General features: G+C 53.9%; 16 protein-coding genes and 3 tRNA genes. 6 read left to right on the plus strand and 13 right to left on the minus strand.

Annotated elements, in window-relative coordinates:
• Positions 1-32: 32 nt before the first annotated feature.
• From lon to HMPREF1487_RS01250, 7 genes are all read right to left on the minus strand, one after another.
• A complete protein-coding gene (gene lon, locus HMPREF1487_RS01220; RefSeq protein ID WP_010794773.1) occupies positions 33-2,432 on the minus strand; it encodes an endopeptidase La in 2,400 nt (799 codons plus the stop codon).
• 128 nt (positions 2,433-2,560) lie between these two features.
• A complete protein-coding gene (gene clpX, locus HMPREF1487_RS01225; RefSeq protein WP_010794774.1) occupies positions 2,561-3,841 on the minus strand; it encodes an ATP-dependent Clp protease ATP-binding subunit ClpX in 1,281 nt (426 codons plus the stop codon).
• A gap of 104 nt (positions 3,842-3,945) precedes the next feature.
• Complete coding sequence (clpP, locus tag HMPREF1487_RS01230) at positions 3,946-4,587, minus strand: ATP-dependent Clp endopeptidase proteolytic subunit ClpP (RefSeq protein ID WP_010794775.1); 642 nt, start codon at positions 4,585-4,587, stop codon at positions 3,946-3,948.
• Positions 4,588-4,677: 90 nt separating this feature from the next.
• Complete coding sequence (tig, locus tag HMPREF1487_RS01235; RefSeq protein WP_010794776.1) at positions 4,678-5,988, minus strand: trigger factor; 1,311 nt, start codon at positions 5,986-5,988, stop codon at positions 4,678-4,680.
• Between the two features lie 215 nt (positions 5,989-6,203).
• Positions 6,204-6,288: transfer RNA gene (locus HMPREF1487_RS01240), tRNA-Leu, on the minus strand.
• 51 nt (positions 6,289-6,339) lie between these two features.
• Positions 6,340-6,415: transfer RNA gene (locus HMPREF1487_RS01245), tRNA-His, on the minus strand.
• A 30-nt stretch (positions 6,416-6,445) separates the two neighbouring features.
• A tRNA-Arg gene (locus HMPREF1487_RS01250) sits at positions 6,446-6,522 on the minus strand.
• A gap of 251 nt (positions 6,523-6,773) precedes the next feature.
• Here HMPREF1487_RS01250 and folD point away from each other — a divergent pair.
• Positions 6,774-7,631 (plus strand): bifunctional methylenetetrahydrofolate dehydrogenase/methenyltetrahydrofolate cyclohydrolase FolD, encoded by an 858-nt coding sequence (gene folD, locus HMPREF1487_RS01255; protein WP_037030348.1) that lies wholly within the window; start codon positions 6,774-6,776, stop codon positions 7,629-7,631.
• Positions 7,632-7,686: 55 nt separating this feature from the next.
• Here folD and cysS read toward each other — a convergent pair whose 3' ends face one another.
• Both cysS and HMPREF1487_RS01265 read right to left on the minus strand, forming a co-directional pair.
• On the minus strand, positions 7,687-9,072 hold the full coding sequence (gene cysS / locus HMPREF1487_RS01260) for a cysteine--tRNA ligase (protein ID WP_010794778.1): 1,386 nt from the start codon (positions 9,070-9,072) through the stop codon (positions 7,687-7,689).
• The gene (locus HMPREF1487_RS01265) at positions 9,072-10,742 is read right to left on the minus strand and encodes a glutamine--tRNA ligase/YqeY domain fusion protein (RefSeq protein WP_010794779.1); all 1,671 of its coding nucleotides are present in this window, start codon (positions 10,740-10,742) and stop codon (positions 9,072-9,074) included. The genes cysS and HMPREF1487_RS01265 overlap by 1 nt, the downstream gene beginning before the upstream one ends.
• 119 nt (positions 10,743-10,861) lie before the next feature.
• Here HMPREF1487_RS01265 and HMPREF1487_RS01270 point away from each other — a divergent pair, with 119 nt between their 5' ends.
• Both HMPREF1487_RS01270 and HMPREF1487_RS01275 read left to right on the plus strand, forming a co-directional pair.
• Entirely contained in the window at positions 10,862-11,356 is a 495-nt protein-coding gene (locus tag HMPREF1487_RS01270; protein ID WP_010794780.1) for a peptidylprolyl isomerase, read from the plus strand.
• Positions 11,353-12,075 carry a UDP-2,3-diacylglucosamine diphosphatase gene (locus tag HMPREF1487_RS01275; protein ID WP_010794781.1) on the plus strand — a complete coding sequence of 241 codons (723 nt, stop codon included), beginning with the start codon at positions 11,353-11,355 and terminating at the stop codon, positions 12,073-12,075. The genes HMPREF1487_RS01270 and HMPREF1487_RS01275 overlap by 4 nt, the downstream gene beginning before the upstream one ends.
• 23 nt (positions 12,076-12,098) lie before the next feature.
• Here the strand turns inward: HMPREF1487_RS01275 and HMPREF1487_RS01280 are convergent, their stop codons facing one another.
• Both HMPREF1487_RS01280 and HMPREF1487_RS01285 read right to left on the minus strand, forming a co-directional pair.
• A complete protein-coding gene (locus tag HMPREF1487_RS01280) occupies positions 12,099-12,707 on the minus strand; it encodes a MiaE family protein (RefSeq protein WP_010794782.1) in 609 nt (202 codons plus the stop codon).
• Between the two features lie 112 nt (positions 12,708-12,819).
• Positions 12,820-13,296 (minus strand): DUF1289 domain-containing protein, encoded by a 477-nt coding sequence (locus HMPREF1487_RS01285; protein WP_010794783.1) that lies wholly within the window; start codon positions 13,294-13,296, stop codon positions 12,820-12,822.
• Between the two features lie 394 nt (positions 13,297-13,690).
• Here HMPREF1487_RS01285 and acnB point away from each other — a divergent pair, with 394 nt between their 5' ends.
• Positions 13,691-16,294: a bifunctional aconitate hydratase 2/2-methylisocitrate dehydratase gene (gene acnB, locus HMPREF1487_RS01290; protein ID WP_010794784.1), complete on the plus strand. Its 2,604-nt coding sequence runs from the start codon at positions 13,691-13,693 to the stop codon at positions 16,292-16,294.
• 53 nt (positions 16,295-16,347) lie between these two features.
• Here the strand turns inward: acnB and HMPREF1487_RS01295 are convergent, their stop codons facing one another.
• Positions 16,348-16,956, minus strand: a complete 609-nt coding sequence (locus tag HMPREF1487_RS01295) for an START domain-containing protein (protein ID WP_010794785.1) — start codon at positions 16,954-16,956, stop codon at positions 16,348-16,350.
• A gap of 51 nt (positions 16,957-17,007) precedes the next feature.
• Entirely contained in the window at positions 17,008-17,262 is a 255-nt protein-coding gene (locus tag HMPREF1487_RS01300; protein WP_010794786.1) for a YkgJ family cysteine cluster protein, read from the minus strand.
• A gap of 285 nt (positions 17,263-17,547) precedes the next feature.
• Here HMPREF1487_RS01300 and HMPREF1487_RS01305 point away from each other — a divergent pair, with 285 nt between their 5' ends.
• A complete protein-coding gene (locus tag HMPREF1487_RS01305; RefSeq protein ID WP_010794787.1) occupies positions 17,548-18,087 on the plus strand; it encodes a 3'-5' exonuclease in 540 nt (179 codons plus the stop codon).
• Positions 18,088-18,157: 70 nt separating this feature from the next.
• Entirely contained in the window at positions 18,158-18,439 is a 282-nt protein-coding gene (locus tag HMPREF1487_RS01310) for a pyrimidine/purine nucleoside phosphorylase (RefSeq protein ID WP_010794788.1), read from the plus strand.
• The last annotated feature ends 152 nt before the right edge of the window (positions 18,440-18,591 follow it).

Consider the following 18,591-nt stretch of genomic DNA (forward strand, 5'->3'; position numbering starts at 1 on the left):
AGGGCTCAAAAAAAGTGTCAAGGAAGCTCTGGCTAGTGCGTGCTGATTCTATCTTTTGAATCCTGCTCGCGCTTTTCTTCATTCGTGACTATTTCAGGAGCCGCATCTGGCAAGGGCTCCGGCGCATATTGCAGCGCAACCTGAAGGACCTCGTCAATCCATTTGACAGGCTTAATCACCAAATCGGCCTTAATATTGTCCGGAATGTCGCGCAGATCGCGTACATTCTCCTCCGGAATGACCACCGTACGGATTCCCCCGCGATGTGCCGCCAGTAATTTCTCCTTTAAACCACCAATGGCCAGTACCTGGCCACGCAGCGTAATCTCACCTGTCATGGCTACATCAGCACGCACCGGGATCCGGGTAGCAGCCGACACCAGCGCGGTGCACATACCGATACCAGCACTTGGACCATCTTTGGGTGTAGCGCCTTCTGGTACGTGAATGTGGATATCGTGCTTCTCATGGAAGTCCTTGGGAATACCAAGGCTCTTGCCACGGCTACGCACAACCGTCAGTGCTGCAGTAATGGATTCCGCCATTACATCGCCCAGCGAACCGGTTTTGATCAACTGCCCTTTCCCCGGCACAACAGCCGCTTCAATGGTCAGAAGCTCGCCGCCAACCTGCGTCCAGGCTAGTCCTGTGACTTGTCCGATCTGGTCCTGCTGTTCAGCCAAACCATAACGGAACTTACGTACACCCAGGTAGTGCTCGAGGCTTTCACTGGTGACAGCAGCCTGTTGAGCCGCTTTTTCCTTGGCGTGCTCCTTGACAATCTTGCGGCAAACCTTGGCAACCTGACGTTCAAGGCTACGTACCCCCGCCTCGCGGGTGTAGTAACGCACCATGTCTCTTAGAGCAGTCTCATCAAAGGTCACTTCGGTCTTCTTCAAACCGTTTGCCTTGACCTGCTTGGGTATCAAGTACTTGGTAGCGATATTGACCTTTTCGTCTTCCGTATAGCCAGGCAGGCGAATCACTTCCATACGATCCAGCAACGGTGCCGGAATATTCATGGAGTTGGCCGTGCAAAGAAACATAACATCCGACAGATCGTAATCAACTTCCAGATAGTGATCATTGAAGTTGTGGTTCTGTTCTGGATCCAGCACCTCGAGCAGAGCGGAGGCCGGATCACCACGCATGTCGTTACCCATCTTGTCGATTTCATCGAGCAGGAACAATGGGTTACGCACGCCAACCTTGGTCATCTTTTGAATCAAACGACCAGGCATGGAGCCGATATACGTACGACGATGGCCACGAATCTCAGCCTCATCACGCACACCACCCAGGGCCATACGAACGAACTTGCGGCCAGTGGAGCGCGCGATGGACTCAGCTAGAGACGTCTTACCTACCCCAGGCGGACCAACTAGGCACAATACCGGGCCACGTACTTTCTTGACTCGTTTCTGGACAGCGAGATACTCCAGAATCCGATCTTTGACTTCCTCAAGACCGTAGTGATCTTCATCAAGAATGTCCTCGGCCTTGCTCAGATCCAAACGGACCTTGCTTTCCGCCTTCCATGGGACATTCACAAGCCAGTCAATGTAGGAACGTACTACTGTGGCCTCGGCAGACATGGGAGACATCTGCTTGAGCTTGTTCAGCTCTGCATTGGCCTTGGCCAATGCTTCCTTGGTCAGACCGGCATTGTCGATGCGCTTTTTCAGGTCATCGATTTCACTGTGGCCTTCGTCGATGTCGCCCAGCTCTTTCTGAATGGCCTTCATCTGCTCATTCAGATAATACTCGCGCTGGCTACGCTCCATCTGCTTCTTGACGCGACCACGGATCCGCTTCTCGACCTGCAACAGATCGATTTCTGCGTCCAGCAACGCCAGAACGTGCTCGACTCGCTCAGCAAGATCTACGATCTCAAGGATTTCCTGCTTCTGCCCAAGCTTAAGCGCCATATGGGCTGCCATCGTATCGACCAGGCGACCTGGATCGTCGATACCATTAAGTGAAGACAGCACCTCTGCTGGCACTTTCTTGCCCAGCTGGACATATTGCTCGAACTGGCTCATCAGGCTACGAACAAAGACTTCCGACTCGCGATCTGCCGCTTCGGTATCCTCGATCAGCTGAACCTCAGCGCGAGAATAACCCTTGGCCTCAACAAAACGCTCAATGTTGCCACGCTGCTCACCCTCTACCAGCACTTTAACAGTGCCGTCGGGAAGTTTGAGCAGTTGCAAGACAGTGGCGACGGTACCCATGCGGTACAGGCCATCGGAGTCTGGATCATCGTCGGTAGGATTCTTTTGCGCAAGCAGTAGGATCTGCTTGTCGCTGGCCATGGCAGCTTCCAGGGCCTCAACAGATTTTTCACGCCCAACAAAGAGCGGAATTACCATGTGCGGATACACCACTACATCACGCAGTGGCAAAAGAGGCAATTCAATCGTTTTATTCATGGTTTCAGCTCTTGGCATTCGACTGGCCGCATAGAAACGACCGTATGGCATGTTTTTCTAACATGCGGCCTAATCGATCAGAAAACAAGGCTAACTAATGCGAAGGGCCCCGCAGGGCCCCTTTTTATTTATGCATCCGGTGCCGCTTTGACCGGGTCGTTGTTTTCGTAAATCAACAACGGTTGGGAAGTACCCTCAATGACGCTTTCATCGATGACGACTTTGCTGACCTCCTTCTGAGAAGGAATCTCATACATCGTATCGAGCAGAACGCCCTCGAGTATGGACCGTAGACCACGTGCGCCTGTTTTACGTTCCAATGCCTTGCGGGCCACTGCCTTCAAAGCGTCTGGACGGAACTCGAGATCCACCTCTTCCATTTCGAAGAGTTTGCCATACTGCTTGGTCAGTGCATTCTTGGGCTCGGTCAGAATCTGCATGAGCGCCGCTTCGTCAAGTTCATCTAGCGTTGCGATTACAGGCAAACGACCAACGAACTCTGGGATAAGACCAAACTTGACCAGATCTTCAGGCTCGGCATCACGAAGTGACTCACCGATTTTCTTGCCCAATTCCTGGCTACGGACTTCGGCATTGAAACCAATTCCGCCCGCCTTGGTAGAACGGCTCTGGATGACCTTTTCCAATCCGGCAAATGCACCCCCACAGATGAACAGAATGTTACGCGTATCCACCTGCAGAAACTCCTGCTGAGGATGCTTGCGTCCGCCCTGCGGGGGTACTGAGGCTACCGTACCTTCAATCAGCTTGAGCAGAGCCTGCTGCACGCCCTCACCCGATACATCTCGAGTAATAGAGGGGTTATCAGACTTGCGCGAAATCTTGTCGATCTCATCGATATAGACGATGCCCATCTGGGCTTTTTCAACATCGTAATCGCACTTCTGCAAAAGCTTCTGAATAATATTTTCAACGTCCTCACCCACGTAACCTGCTTCGGTTAACGTAGTGGCGTCCGCAATGGTAAACGGTACGTTCAACAGACGTGCCAGCGTTTCAGCCAGCAAAGTCTTACCGGAACCTGTCGGTCCAATAAGCAGAATATTACTCTTGCCCAACTCAACGTCATCTTTCTTCTCACGTTGGTTGAGACGCTTGTAGTGGTTGTATACCGCTACAGCCAATACTTTCTTGGCACGTTCCTGACCAATCACGTACTGATCAAGAATCGTACTGATTTCTTTAGGTGCTGGAAGTTTATGTGCACTGTTTTCGGCCTGGGCTTCCTGTACTTCCTCACGGATGATGTCATTGCACAGGTCGACACATTCATCGCAAATAAAGACTGAGGGACCGGCAATCAACTTACGCACTTCATGCTGGCTCTTGCCGCAGAAAGAGCAATACAACAGCTTGCCGTTGTCGTCACCGTTGCGAGTATCTGTCATTCGATCAATCCAATCGGGTTACTTACAGGAACAAGATGAAGGCAAATCTATGCATTTTCAAGCCTGCCACTCAGTAATCATGACTTAGTGGCAGGCTTGCCGGCTCAAGCGGGAATATTGCGCTTTTCCAACACCTTGTCGATCAAGCCGTATTTCACAGCCTCATCACCGCTCATGAAGTTATCGCGATCGGTATCACGGGCGATAACATCCATGGGTTGACCCGTATGATGGGCCAACACTTTGTTTAGACGCTCACGGATCGTCAAAATTTCACGCGCGTGAATTTCGATGTCCGATGCCTGCCCCTGGAAGCCACCCAAGGGCTGGTGGATCATCATACGAGAGTGAGGCAGACAGTAGCGTTTGCCGGCAGTACCACCTGCCAGTAGCAAGGCACCCATACTGCACGCCTGGCCTACGCAGATTGTCGAGACATCGGGCTTAATGAACTGCATGGTGTCATAGATAGACATACCAGCTGTCACCGAACCACCAGGTGAGTTGATGTAGAGGTGAATATCCTTGTCAGGGTTCTCCGCTTCCAGAAACAGAAGCTGAGCGACCACCAGGTTGGCCATATAGTCTTCGACCTGGCCTACCAGGAAAATCACCCGCTCCTTGAGCAGACGCGAGTAGATATCATACGCGCGCTCGCCACGAGCAGATTGTTCGACCACCATGGGCACCAGGCCGCCAGCGGCTTGAACTTCGGGCATTGTTTGCATGAACGAATTGCGGGACATGTCCTGCGATCACTCCCTATCAGGATGGTCTTGCCTTAAGACGCATAAGCCAGCACGAGGCTGGCTTATGTGATTCGAGGCGGGTAAAGATCAGGCTGCTTGCGGGGCCTCGGCCGGTTTGACCGCGTCCTCGTAGGAAACCTGCTTATCGGTCACTTTAGCCTTTTCAAGAACAGTATCTACGACTTGTTCTTCGAGTACAACCGAACGCACTTCGTTCAATTGCTGCTCGTTCTGGTAGTACCAGGCAACGACCTGCTCAGGCTCCTGGTAGGCAGAGGCCATTTCCTCGATCAGTGCACGTACACGCTCGTCGTCAGGCTTGAGCTCGAACTGCTTGACCATTTCCGCAATGATCAGACCCAGAACAACACGGCGCTTAGCCTGCTCGGTAAACAGCTCAGCCGGCAGTTGATCGGGCTTGATGTTGCCACCGAACTGCTGAACAGCCTGAACACGCAGACGATCAACTTCGCTGTTGATCAGAGCGGCTGGAACTTCGATCGGGTTAGCAGCAATAAGGCCATCCATAACTTGGTTCTTGACCTTGTTCTTGATCGCCTGACGCAGCTCACGGTCCATGTTCTTGCGAACTTCAGCACGGAAGCCTTCCAGAGTAGACTCCTGAACGCCGAACTGAGCAAAGAACTCCTCGTTCATTTCAGGTAGCTGCGGGGCAGAAACCTTGGTTACCTTCACAGTGAACTCGGCAGTCTTGCCAGCCAGATCCAGGTTCTGATAATCCTCCGGGAAGGTCAGATTAAGCACACGCTCTTCGCCCGCCTTTGCACCCACCAGGCCTTCCTCGAAGCCCGGAATCATGCGGCCGGAGCCCAGCACCAGCTGAGTACCGTTTGCAGAGCCGCCCTGGAAGGCTTCACCGTCGATCTTGCCTACGAAATCGATAGTGACCTGATCATCGTTGGCCGCTTCGCGGTCGACTTCCTCATAACGAGTGTTCTGCTTACGCAAAATCTCAAGCATGTTATCCAGATCGCTATCAGCGACTTCGGACTGCAGACGCTCAACCTGAATGTCTTCCAGGCCTTTCACTTCAAACTCAGGGAATACTTCGAATGTAGCGACGTATTCAAGGTCTTTGCCTTTTTCGTAAGCCTTGGGCTCAACAGAAGGCGCACCTGCCGGGTTCAGTTTTTCCTGAACGATGGCTTCGTAGAATGTTTCTTGAATCAGATCACCAAAGGCTTCCTGACGAGCGCTGGCTTCGTAGCGCTGACGAATGACACTCATCGGCACCTTACCAGGACGGAAACCAGGCACTTTAACGCGGCGAGCAGTTTGCTGCAGACGCTTGGCGACTTCGGTCTCGATACGCTCGGCCGGCACGCCTACGGTCATTCGGCGCTCAAGAGCGGAGGTGCTTTCAACAGAAACTTGCATGGATAATCCTCATGGCACAGACATAGGCCGGCCGTTCCGGCCCCCAGAAACAGGGCAAGCATTCTAGAGGTAGAGGATACGGAAGTCATCCTGCATAAAGCAGGTATTGGTCACCAAGCATGAAAAAAGCCTGCAACCCCTCTCGCTCATACCCGAAACATGCCAGCCATTTTCAAGGCAAAAAAAAACCGACATCGCTGTCGGCTTTTTCACTATGGTGCGGACGGAGAGACTCGAACTCTCACACCTTGCGGCGCTGGAACCTAAATCCAGTGTGTCTACCAATTCCACCACATCCGCGTAACACTTAAAACGAACATCAGGCATTAATAATGCCTGATGTTCTCAATATGGGGTGGACGATGGGAATCGAACCCACGACACCAGGAGCCACAATCCTGTGCTCTACCAACTGAGCTACGCCCACCATATTGCATTGCTTGCGCCGAACCGCCAATGGCGCGCCCGGCAGGACTCGAACCTGCGACCATCCGCTTAGAAGGCGGATGCTCTATCCAGCTGAGCTACGGGCGCTTTATTGCGCAGCAACCGTTGCTTACGAAACAGCCTCATAAGAAACTGAGCCGGTTCGCATCGCCTTCTTATTTCGTCTCAGGCTGTGCTCGGCAAGCGGGGCGTATATTACGAATGACTCGACCACTCGTCAACAATTTTTTTAAAAAAATTAAGAAGATAGGTTAACTACCCTTTCACCAAGGCTTCTTCCTTTAGTGCGTACATGCGAAAATAAGCATCCTTCTTCCATTAGCAAGACCTATCTGCATATGACTGCTCAACTGATCGACGGTAAAGCGATCGCCGCTTCTCTCCGCCAAGAAATTGCCCAACGCGTTGCCCAGCGGCGTCAACACGGGTTACGCGCCCCTGGCCTGGCAGTCATTCTGGTAGGTGACGACCCAGCTTCCACGGTATACGTTACTCACAAAAGAAAGGACTGCGAGGAAGTAGGCTTTGTATCCAGGGCGTACGACCTTCCCAGCACCACCACACAGCAGGAGTTGGAAGCGCTGATTGACTCACTGAACGCAGATGCTGCAGTTGACGGCATCCTGCTTCAGCTTCCCCTACCCGCTCACCTTGATGCTTCCAATCTGCTTGAGCGCATCAGTCCCGACAAGGATGTTGATGGTTTCCATCCGTTCAATATAGGTCGACTCGCTCAACGCATCCCCCTGCTCCGCCCCTGTACGCCCAAGGGCATCATGCGTCTGCTGGAAAGTACAGGGGCAAACCTGTACGGCATGAATGCAGTGGTGGTAGGCGCCTCCAACATTGTCGGTCGCCCCATGGCGCTGGAGCTACTCTTGGGCGGCTGTACAGTAACAGTTACTCATCGTTTCACCCGTGATCTGGCCGCCCATGTCAGCCAGGCCGACCTGGTGGTGGTGGCGGCAGGCAAACCAGGCCTGGTGAAGGGCGAGTGGATCAAGAAAGGCGCTATCGTCATTGACGTAGGCATCAACCGCCAGGCAGATGGAAAACTGGTTGGCGATGTCGAATATGAAACAGCTTTGGAACGCGCCAGCTGGATCACGCCTGTTCCTGGCGGTGTTGGCCCCATGACGCGTGCCTGCCTGCTGGAGAACACGCTCTATGCAGCTGAACAGCTGCATGCCGAATAAAAATATCTCCCCATAAAAAAGGCCGCTAATGCGGCCTTTTTTATATCAGGTGAACTCAGTTGGCCAAACGCCACGTCGTTCCACCTTTACCATCCTCAAGCACGACACCCATGGCTGTCAGCTCATCGCGAATACGATCCGACTCCGCCCAGTTCTTTGCTGCTCGCGCATCCAGACGCGCCTGAATCAGGCGATCTACGGCCGCTTCGTCAACCTTGCCCTCCGCACCTGCGCGTAGATACTCATCCGGCTCCAGCTGTAGAACACCCAGCACTTCAGCCATCTGCTTGAGTCGAGAGGCAAGGCCAGCGGCAGCTTGAATATCCTGGTCTCGCAGACGATTGACCTCACGGACCATTTCAAACAGGACCGCGCAGGCCTCTGGCGTGTTGAAGTCGTCATCCATTGCGGCCGCGAAACGCTCCACATAGGGCTCACCGCCAGCAGGCGATGCCTGCGGTAGACCTTTCAAGGCATGATAGAAGCGATCCAACGCGCCGCGTGCTTCACGGAGGCTCTCTTCAGAATAATTGATCGGGCTGCGGTAATGACTGGAAACCAGCAGATAACGAACGACTTCCGGGTGGTATTTCTCCAGCACTTCGCGAATAGTGAAGAAGTTGCCCAGGGATTTGGACATCTTTTCGCCATCTACCCGCACAGCCCCAGCATGCATCCAGGATGCCGCATATGTTTTTCCCGTAGCAGCCTCACTCTGAGCAATTTCGTTCTCGTGGTGGGGGAAAACCAGGTCAGGGCCACCACCGTGAATATCAAACGTATCACCCAGGCAGCACGTAGACATGACCGAGCATTCAATATGCCAACCGGGACGACCCGCCCCCCATGGTGACTCCCAGCTGGGCTCACCCGGCTTGGCAGCCTTCCACAAGACAAAGTCCAGAGGATCTTCCTTGGACTCATCTACCTCAATACGGGCCCCAATCCGGAGATCTTCAATCTTTTTGCGTGACAGTTTGCCGTATCCCGCAAAACGTCCTACACGGTAATACACATCTCCGTTTCCAGGCGCATAGGCATAACCTTTGTCTATCAAGGTCTGGATCATAGTGAACATGCCAGGAATATGATCAGTCGCACAGGGCTCAACGTCTGGACGCTGAACACCCAGCCGGGTTTCATCCTGATGCATCGCTTCGATCATACGTCCAGTCAGGTCTTTGAACGTTTCGCCATTTTCCTGCGCACGGCGAATGATCTTGTCGTCAATGTCTGTAATGTTGCGTACGTAGGTCAGTTTGTAACCTGACTTGCGCAGCCATCGAGCCACGACGTCAAATGCCACCATCACACGTGCATGACCAATATGACAGAAGTCATAGACTGTCATACCGCACACGTACATACGGACATTATTGCCCTCGAGCGGCTTGAACGTTTCCTTGGTCTTGGTGAGCGTGTTGTAGATCGCAAGTGGCATTATTGCCCCCAGGAGTCGCGTAAGGTGACGGTACGATTGAAGACCGGAGCACCCGGCTTTGAGTCTTTCAGATCGACACAGAAGTAGCCTTCACGCTCGAACTGAAAACGGTCCTCTGGCTGGGCCTGCGCAAGCGATGGCTCAGCACGGCACCCAGTCAGCACCTGCAGCGATTCCGGATTGATATTATCCAGGAAGGTCTGCCCCTCTTCCGCTTTCTCAGGCTGCGGCGAACGGAACAGACGATCGTACAGGCGAACCTCACACTCAACACTGCCTTCGGCAGGTACCCAGTGAATGACACCCTTTACCTTGCGGCCTTCAGGGTTCTTCCCGAGGGTTTCAGGATCATACGAGCAACGCAGTTCGACGATATTGCCCGCCTCATCCTTGATAACCTCATCGGCGCGAACAACATAACTTCCCCGTAGACGAACTTCGCCATTTGGCTCAAGGCGCTTGTATCCCTTGGGCGGATCGATCATGAAGTCATCGCGGTCGATGTAGAGCTCACGTGTAAACGGTAGCGTACGCATCCCCATGTCTTCCTTCGGGTGACGTGGCAGCTCCAACTGCTCCACTTTGCCCTCAGGATAGTTGGTGATGACAACCTTGAGCGGCCGCAGTACGCACATGGCCCGAGGCGCATTTCGGTCAAGATCTTCCCGGATGCTGAACTCAAGCATGGCGATATCGACTACACCATTGGAGCGAGCAACGCCTACCATTTCGCAGAAATTACGAATGGAGGCCGGTGTATAACCGCGACGGCGATAACCAGACAGCGTAGACATGCGCGGATCATCCCAGCCGTTTACATGCCGCTCATCAACCAGCTGCTTCAGCTTACGCTTACTGGTTACGGTGTAGTTCAAGTTCAGGCGGGCGAACTCGTACTGACGCGGTTGCGCCGGCACAGGCAGATTTGCCAGGAACCACTCGTACAGCGGACGATGATCCTCGAATTCGAGTGTGCAAATAGAGTGAGTGATTCCCTCGATTGCATCCGACTGGCCATGTGTGAAGTCATAGCTCGGGTAGATGCACCACTTGTCACCCGTCTGGTGATGATGGGCGTGGCGGATACGATACAAAATCGGATCGCGCAAATTCATGTTTGGCGAGGCCATGTCGATTTTGGCACGTAGCGCCTTTTCACCATCCTTGAACTCGCCCGCCTTCATGCGTGCAAAGAGATCCAGGTTTTCTTCAACGGAGCGGTCACGGAAAGGACTGTTCTTGCCCGGCTCGGTCAATGTGCCACGATACTCACGCGCCTGCTCGGGCGTGAGATCATCAACATAGGCTTTACCCGTCTTGATCAGGTGTATCGCCCAGTCATAGAGCTGATCGAAATAATTGGAGGCATAGCGCTCCTCACCTGCCCACTTGAAGCCCAGCCACTCGACATCACTTTTGATGGCATCGATGTACTCCTGATCTTCCTTGGCTGGGTTCGTATCGTCAAAGCGCAGATTGCACTCGCCGCCAAACTCTTGAGCCAGCCCGAAGTTCAGGCAAATCGACTTGGCGTGGCCAATGTGGAGATAACCGTTAGGCTCTGGCGGAAAGCGTGTCACAATCTTTGTGTGCTTGCCGGCATCCAGATCAGCCTGGACGATCTGACGAAGAAAATTCGCTGGAGTAGCGGGAGTTTCTGGCTTGCTCATGGGGTCCTTAATACTGTGTTGTTCGGCTTAAGGGTAGGCCGACTAAATCAAAGTCCGTATCATAGCCGAACCCGTCAAGACCCTGACAAACTTCCTATCTGACCACGGACATAAATTCCATGATCAAATTGCATACAAACCACGGCGTCATCACTCTTGAACTGTTTGAAGATAAGGCTCCTGAAACAGCAGCCAACTTCAAAGAGTATGTAAAGAGCGGTCACTATGACGGCACTATCTTTCATCGCGTGATCAATGGCTTCATGGTCCAAGGCGGCGGTTTTGAGCCTGGCATGAAGCAAAAGTCCACCCGTGCACCGATCAAGAACGAAGCGAACAACGGTGTCTCCAACCGCAATGGCACGGTCGCCATGGCACGTACCATGGACCCGCACTCAGCGTCCGCACAGTTCTTCATCAACGTGTCGGATAATACCTTCCTGGACCACACCGCCCCGACTACACAAGGCTGGGGTTATGCTGTATTCGGCCAGGTTGTTGAAGGCATGGATGTCGTCAATGCCATCAAGGGTGTTGCTACTACATCTCGCGCCGGCCATCAGGATGTACCGGCTGAGGATGTCATTATCGAGCGTGCCGAGATCGTTGAGTGATACTGCTGATCTCTGATCTGCATCTCGAACCTGAACGCCCGGATATTTCCCGGGCGTTTTTGCGTTTTCTTGAGACAGAAGCTGTTCACGCCGATGCCTTGTATATTCTAGGCGACTTTTTTGAGGTATGGATCGGCGATGACGCCATGGATGAGTTTCAAAAAGGCATCGCACGAGCCCTAAAGACCTTATCTCAAGGCGGCACACGTATTTTTCTGATGCATGGCAATCGCGATTTCTTGATCGGAAAGGAGTTTTGCCGACTGGCAGGATGTACCCTACTGGCCGACCCGACCGTTATCGAAGCCGAAGGCAAGCGCCTTCTGCTGATGCATGGCGACAGTCTGTGCACACGGGACGAAGCCTACATGCGATTACGCCGCTGGCTTCGCAATCCGGTTTCATTGTGGATCCTGCGCCATCTTCCTCTAAAGAAGCGTCGCGAGCTGGCCAGGAAATTACGCAACGAGAGCAAGGTGCAGACCCGGCAAAAAGCCATGGATATTGTAGACGTCACACCTGAAGAGGTTGAGGGCATCATGCGGCGCACCCGCACTCAGACCCTGATTCACGGGCACACACATCGTCCTGCCACACATGAATTCATGCTTGATGACAGCGCTGCAACGCGAATTGTGTTGGGTGACTGGGACCGTTACGGCTGGGTCCTGAAGATTTCCCGTGACCGACTGGAGCAGGAACGCTTCGAGCTGGCGTGATACGGCTCGAAGCGTAATGGCTATTACGCTGCGCGCGGCACACCGCTATGAAAGCGCATCTCCGTATCCGCTGAGGCAATAAGCTCGGCTTCTAGCGCTCTGATCTCCTGAATCTTGGCGGTCACATCCTGCTCGTCACCATATAGATAGGCCAGCTTCAGGTAATCCTGATAATGACGCGCTTCCGACTTGAGCAAACCGCTGTAAAACTTGCTTAATTCTTCATCCAGATGCGGAGCAATTGCAGAGAAGCGCTCGCATGAACGGCACTCGATAAAGGCTCCTACGACAAGCGAGTCCGTTAGTCGGTACGGCTCATGATTACGGCACAGCTTACGCATGGCACCGGCATAGCGGGCCGACGTTACGTTTTCATGCGCAATGCCACGCTTCTTCATGATTTGGAGCACCTGCTCGAAGTGCCGTAGCTCCTCACGAGCGATCCGTGACATCTTGTTTACCAGATCCAGCTTATTGCTGTAAGTAAACAGGTAATGAAACGCAGCGCCCGCTGCTTTCTTTTCATTATTGGCATGATCGATTAAAAGGGTAGGAAGATCCTGCAAAGCAGCTTCCACCCAAGCTTCCGGCGTTTTACAGGCCAGGAATTCGTCCATTTCGGGCAACAACATAACGCAAATCCTTTAATCAACAGGCGGCTAACCATCTGTTCCAGAATCAAGGGAAGCACATCCGCCTGAAGCGATTGCACTGGAATATGAGGTGATTATACGGTGCGCGGTGTCAGACTCGAACGTCCATTCCTTCAAGCAGGAAACGTGGCGCAATGTAACGTTCATAGTGAGCTTCGGAGAGGATGAAAAACTCCTGGTCGATGGCATCACGCAGTTCCATCAGCGGGCGCTCCCTGAATTCAGGAAAAACATGTATGCCATAAGCATCGACCTGTTGAATATGGCGCGCGCCGCGTGAAATCAGCTGATAGGCCCAGCAATATTCGGACTGCTCAGGAATGAAGCGAATCTTCCGTTGCTGTAGCTGTTCCTTCAGGCGTAGCGGATCAAACACTTCGAGCTTTGCAGAAACCACCTGGGTCAGAAGCACTTCGAGACGGGCCCAGACAGCTCGCTTTTCCTCATCGTTATACGCATTCCAGTTCACGATCTCGTGATGAAATCGCTTGCAGCCCCGGCAAACCTGGTCACCGAATACCGTTGAGCAAAGTCCGACGCAGGGCGTCTTTATGCGCTGGTTGGACATAGTCGTTCCGATCAAGCAAAAGCCTATTTTAGCCTTTCGTCTAACCAAGGTCAGCGTCGTTTAGTCGCATGTTCAGCTTAACTTTAGCGAAACCTTGGAGTAGAATCCGTACGCCCTAAGGGGCGCCATGTCCGATACGAAGCTGTTTTCAAAGCGTCACGAACACAATTATCCGGCAGGTTCCCGGTCAGGGTGCAGCGTACTCATCACACGTCTGCATTCTGGCCCACGTGTAATACCGCTGGCGTAAAACTTTGAAAACAGCTTCGCACCGGAGCCTGAATGACGTCGCATTGGCTCCTGCCTCTTGCTAGCGATTGCTATTTCGTTATTCGGGCTCATGGGGTCGCCAGATCCCGGACGTCATTACTGGACCACTGATGAGGGTCATATTGTGCTTGAAGCCTATCGTAAACACGTAGAAGAGCGTGCCGCGCAGGGTATCGTTGCCCAGCCGCTTAACGCCGAACAGACTGCAGGTTTGGTCGAACTTCTGAAAAACCCGCCGGCCGGCGAAGAAGAATTTCTCGTTGACCTGATCACCAATCGTGTACCGCCGGGCGTTGACGAAGCCGCCTATGTCAAGGCTGGCTTCCTTTCTGCTGTCGCCAAAGGCGAAACCAGCTCCCCGCTGATCTCCAAGCAGCGCGCGGTCGAGCTTCTGGGAACCATGCAGGGTGGCTATAACATCGCCACGCTGGTCGAACTGCTGGATGACGCCGAGCTTGGCACCATAGCGGCCGGACAACTCAAGCATACGCTTCTGATGTTCGATGCCTTCCATGATGTCGCCGAAAAAGCCAAGGCAGGCAATGCCAACGCTCAGTCCGTTCTGCAATCCTGGGCAGACGGTGAATGGTTCAAGGCTCGCCCGGCTGTTCCGGAAAAGGTCACCCTGACCGTTTTCAAGGTACCCGGTGAAACCAACACCGATGATCTCTCCCCTGCGCCTGACGCCTGGTCGCGTCCTGACATCCCGCTGCACGCCCTGGCCATGCTGAAGATGGCCCGTGACGGTATCGTACCGGAGCAGCAAGGCAGCATCGGCCCGCTGAAGCAGATCGAAGAAGTTCGCGCCAAAGGCTTTCCGGTTGCCTATGTGGGTGACGTGGTAGGTACGGGTTCTTCCCGCAAATCTGCTACCAACTCGGTACTGTGGTTCTTCGGTGACGACATCCCCTACGTTCCAAACAAGCGCGCTGGCGGCTTCTGCTTTGGTAGCAAGATTGCTCCGATCTTCTATAACACCATGGAAGATGCAGGCGCTCTGCCAATCGAGTTCGACGTTTCCGCGCTGGAAATGGGCGACGTGATCGACGTCTATCCCTATGCAGGCAAAGTGACCCGTCACGGTAGCGACGATGTGGTTGCGACATTTGAGCTGAAAACCCCGGTTCTGCTGGACGAAGTTCGTGCGGGTGGCCGTATTCCGCTGATCGTGGGCCGTGGCTTGACTGAAAAAGCTCGCGCCGAACTCGGCCTGGAACACTCCGACCTGTTCAAGAAGCCCGAGCAGCCTGTTGATACCGGCAAGGGTTATACCCTGGCTCAGAAGATGGTTGGCAAGGCCTGTGGCGTGGCCGGCGTTCGTCCGGGCACCTACTGCGAGCCGAAGATGACTACTGTCGGCTCCCAGGACACGACCGGCCCGATGACTCGCGACGAGCTGAAAGACTTGGCATGCCTGGGCTTTTCCGCTGACCTCGTGATGCAGTCCTTCTGCCACACAGCCGCCTATCCCAAGCCAATCGATGTCAAGACTCACCACACCCTGCCGGATTTCATCCGTACCCGTGGCGGTGTTTCTCTACGTCCGGGCGATGGCATCATCCACAGCTGGCTGAACCGCATGCTGCTGCCGGATACCGTTGGCACTGGCGGCGACTCCCACACCCGCTTCCCGATTGGCATCTCCTTCCCAGCAGGTTCCGGCCTGGTAGCGTTCGCCGCTGCAACAGGCGTTATGCCGCTGGATATGCCCGAGTCGGTACTGGTTCGCTTCAAAGGCAAGATGCAGCCGGGAATCACGCTACGTGATCTCGTGCATGCCATCCCCTACTATGCGATCCAGAAAGGTCTGCTGACCGTCGAGAAGAAAGGCAAGAAGAACATCTTCTCTGGCCGCATCCTCGAGATCGAAGGCCTGCCGGATCTGACCGTCGAGCAAGCCTTCGAGCTGTCCGATGCCTCGGCCGAGCGTTCCGCTGCTGGCTGCACCATCAAGCTGTCGAAGGAATCCATTGCTGAGTATCTGCAGTCCAACATCACGCTGCTGCGCTGGATGATCAGCGAAGGCTACGGTGATGCCCGTACGCTGGAGCGCCGTGCTCAGGCGATGGAAGCCTGGCTGGCCAATCCAGAGCTGATGGAAGCTGATGCCGATGCCGAGTACACCGAAGTCATCGAAATCGATCTGGCTGAAGTGACCGAGCCGATCCTGTGCGCGCCAAACGACCCGGACGATGCTCGCCTGTTGTCTCAAGTGGCTGGCGACAAGATCGATGAAGTCTTCATCGGCTCCTGCATGACCAACATCGGCCACTTCCGCGCGGCTGGCAAGCTGCTCGACAAGGTCAAGGGCGCCATTCCGACCCGCCTGTGGCTGTCCCCGCCAACCAAGATGGACCAGCATCAGCTGACCGAGGAAGGCTATTACGGCATCTATGGCAAGGCTGGCGCTCGCATGGAGATGCCAGGCTGCTCACTGTGCATGGGTAACCAGGCACGTGTGGCCTCCAACTCGACTGTAGTCTCGACGTCGACTCGTAACTTCCCGAACCGTCTGGGCGATGGTGCCAATGTGTACCTGGCCTCTGCGGAGCTGGCGGCCGTTGCCTCCATCCTGGGCAAGCTCCCGTCGACAGAAGAGTACATGCAGTACGCCAAGGACATCGACAGCATGGCGTCGGATGTCTACCGCTACCTGAGCTTCGATCAGATTGCCGAGTTCCGCGAAAGCGCAGCCAAGGCTAAGATCGATGCGGTTGAGATCGCTTGATCTGATTGGTAGATAAAAAGCGCCCCGGCTAACCTGGGGCGTTTTTATTTGGGTTAACGGCTCTCCGCCGCCTTACGAAGACCTTGCAAGGTATTGAACGGCGCATCAACGACAAAGCTGTTAGCCAACCAAGACGGTATGCTTCCGCCCGGTTCGCTTTGGGCTTCGTACGTCACCTCCACAGATCCTGTCGCCTTTGGCAGCACCTGCCATTTACCGTCGAAACTGCTGACTCGCACGTAGCCGTCTGCAGGAGGTGTGTAAGTGGGCTCCCCTTTTAAATGACGAACGAAACCTCCATTGCCGGCTTGCTCCGTTGTGATATGTAGCACCACATCACGCGCCGTGACCGGCCAGGGCATTTCAATGCGCATATAGGTCCAGGTGTCCTGCCCCTGCTGCTTGAGCACCTTGAGCTGCTGGCAACGATAGAGCCACTTGCAGGAGCTGGCGGTATCCTCCTGAAGTTGCTCGATACGCTCAGGAGTAGCCTTAATCGTAACAACACCACGGTAGGCCTTGTATTTAGACCCCTCCACGCTACGGGTGTAGACCTTTACCCCATCTTCATCCTTTGCAAGTTTCCATTCCTCGGCGTAGGCGCCAGAACACAACGTCGCGAACAGAGCCGTTAAAACAGTTGTTTTAAAAAAAGTACGCATTGAACCTTCCTTTTCTTGTTATGAGCATAAAGCGTGTATGGTGGGGTTGAATCAGGCGGCAGTCACATCTTCCAGATACGCTATCAGCATAAGTGCCTCGTCACGGCTGTCACCACAGACAAAAGGCTCTGCCGAAAAGGCGCTGCACACCGGCGGTCGTTCCGGCTTTCCGAACAACTCACATAAATCGGTTTCGCTTAGATGTGCACATCGCACACCTGCAGGCTTGCCCTGTGGCATCGCAGGCAATGGCGTGGAAATAGAAGGCGCAATGCAACATGCACCACAGCCGGCACGGCATTCCATAACGTATAGACCTGAGTAGTAGATACAAAAAGCATAAGGGAGATTGGCCCCAACGCCAAGCGTCACTCAAACGTTTGTCCAAGCGGCTAATACCTGGCGTCCAACTTAATAGTCGGCACCGGCATGGATTCAGTCACACCCTTCGTCAGAAGAGCCTCAAAATGTACGTAGCTCTGTGTTTAAGCCTGAAACTTGCCTATCTTGATACAGGTCTCTGCCTGTGGGCGCCGGTCCGTTACCAGGATGCCTTGTCCTCTTACTTACAAGAAGCTCTTTGGAGGCACGATGAAGCGTTGGCTGGTCATCGATCTGGAAGCGACCACTGATGAAGGCGGATGGCCTGTCGAGGAGATGGAGATCATCGAGATCGGCGCCGTGTTGATCGATAGTACCGGACAAGAGCTTGATCACTTTCAGAGCTATGTAAGGCCCCTGCATCGACCTCTGCTGACCGCGTTCTGCAAATCGCTTACGCACATTACCCAAGACGATGTAGATAGCGCAGCGCCCTTGTATACGGTCTGGCAACACTTTGAGCAATGGCTGAGTAGCCATGAAGCGCATTTGGCGGGCTGGTGCAGCTGGGGTGACTATGATCGCCGTCAGCTACAGCGTGATTGGCGTGAGCACAGAATCAGCACACTCCTGGCACGCACTCCCCACATGAATCTCAAGCAGCGCTTTGCGAAGTCCAGGCAACTACCCCGCCCTGTCAGCCTGGGCTCGGCCCTGAGCCTTGCCGGGTACTGCTTTCATGGTCAGCCGCACAGGGCCTTGGAGGACGCGCGTAACACGGCAAGGCTACTGCCTATAACCGTGCACTAATAGCTTAGTGGCGGCAGCGTAAAGGTTTCGGCATACTGGCTTGACGTTTAAAACAATCCTAAGGAAAGCCATGTTCAAGGTTAACGAATATTTTGACGGCACCGTTAAATCCATCGCCTTCAATCTGAGCAGTAAGCCAGCCACCATTGGCGTCATGGCGCCAGGTGAATACGAATTCGGAACGAGCCAATTGGAAATCATGAACGTGGTAGCAGGTGCCCTGACGGTCAAACTACCTGGCAGTGATGCTTGGGAAACTTTTGAGGCAGGCCAGAAATTCACCGTTCCGGCCAACAGCAAATTCCAGCTCAAAGTCAGCGTGGAAACGGCTTATCTTTGCGAATACCACTGACAGGCCAGGTGCATAGCGAACGCTATGCACCCTTGCGGCACTTTTGGACGCTCTAGGGAAGGTCTGAAGTAGCCCTGTATTTCCGGTCGACTTCAGCCCTCGCTGCTTTTGAAAGCGGGCCGTCGATCAAAATCGACCAGGTAACCCGCTCA

The sequence above is a fragment of the Pseudomonas sp. HPB0071 genome (assembly GCF_000478505.2).
GTDB classification, from domain to species: Bacteria; Pseudomonadota; Gammaproteobacteria; order Pseudomonadales; family Pseudomonadaceae; genus Chryseomonas; species Chryseomonas luteola.

Coding starts and splice junctions, on each gene's coding strand:
- lon (WP_010794773.1), bottom strand. CDS start 2,432: ATGAATAAAACGATTGAATTGCCTCTTTTGCCACTGCGTGATGTAGTG.
- HMPREF1487_RS01300 (WP_010794786.1), bottom strand. CDS start 17,262: ATGGAATGCCGTGCCGGCTGTGGTGCATGTTGCATTGCGCCTTCTATT.
- folD (WP_037030348.1), top strand. CDS start 6,774: ATGACTGCTCAACTGATCGACGGTAAAGCGATCGCCGCTTCTCTCCGC.
- clpP (WP_010794775.1), bottom strand. CDS start 4,587: ATGTCCCGCAATTCGTTCATGCAAACAATGCCCGAAGTTCAAGCCGCT.
- tig (WP_010794776.1), bottom strand. CDS start 5,988: ATGCAAGTTTCTGTTGAAAGCACCTCCGCTCTTGAGCGCCGAATGACC.
- HMPREF1487_RS01265 (WP_010794779.1), bottom strand. CDS start 10,742: ATGAGCAAGCCAGAAACTCCCGCTACTCCAGCGAATTTTCTTCGTCAG.
- HMPREF1487_RS01305 (WP_010794787.1), top strand. CDS start 17,548: ATGAAGCGTTGGCTGGTCATCGATCTGGAAGCGACCACTGATGAAGGC.
- HMPREF1487_RS01285 (WP_010794783.1), bottom strand. CDS start 13,296: ATGTCCAACCAGCGCATAAAGACGCCCTGCGTCGGACTTTGCTCAACG.
- cysS (WP_010794778.1), bottom strand. CDS start 9,072: ATGCCACTTGCGATCTACAACACGCTCACCAAGACCAAGGAAACGTTC.
- HMPREF1487_RS01295 (WP_010794785.1), bottom strand. CDS start 16,956: ATGCGTACTTTTTTTAAAACAACTGTTTTAACGGCTCTGTTCGCGACG.
- clpX (WP_010794774.1), bottom strand. CDS start 3,841: ATGACAGATACTCGCAACGGTGACGACAACGGCAAGCTGTTGTATTGC.
- HMPREF1487_RS01280 (WP_010794782.1), bottom strand. CDS start 12,707: ATGTTGTTGCCCGAAATGGACGAATTCCTGGCCTGTAAAACGCCGGAA.
- HMPREF1487_RS01270 (WP_010794780.1), top strand. CDS start 10,862: ATGATCAAATTGCATACAAACCACGGCGTCATCACTCTTGAACTGTTT.
- HMPREF1487_RS01310 (WP_010794788.1), top strand. CDS start 18,158: ATGTTCAAGGTTAACGAATATTTTGACGGCACCGTTAAATCCATCGCC.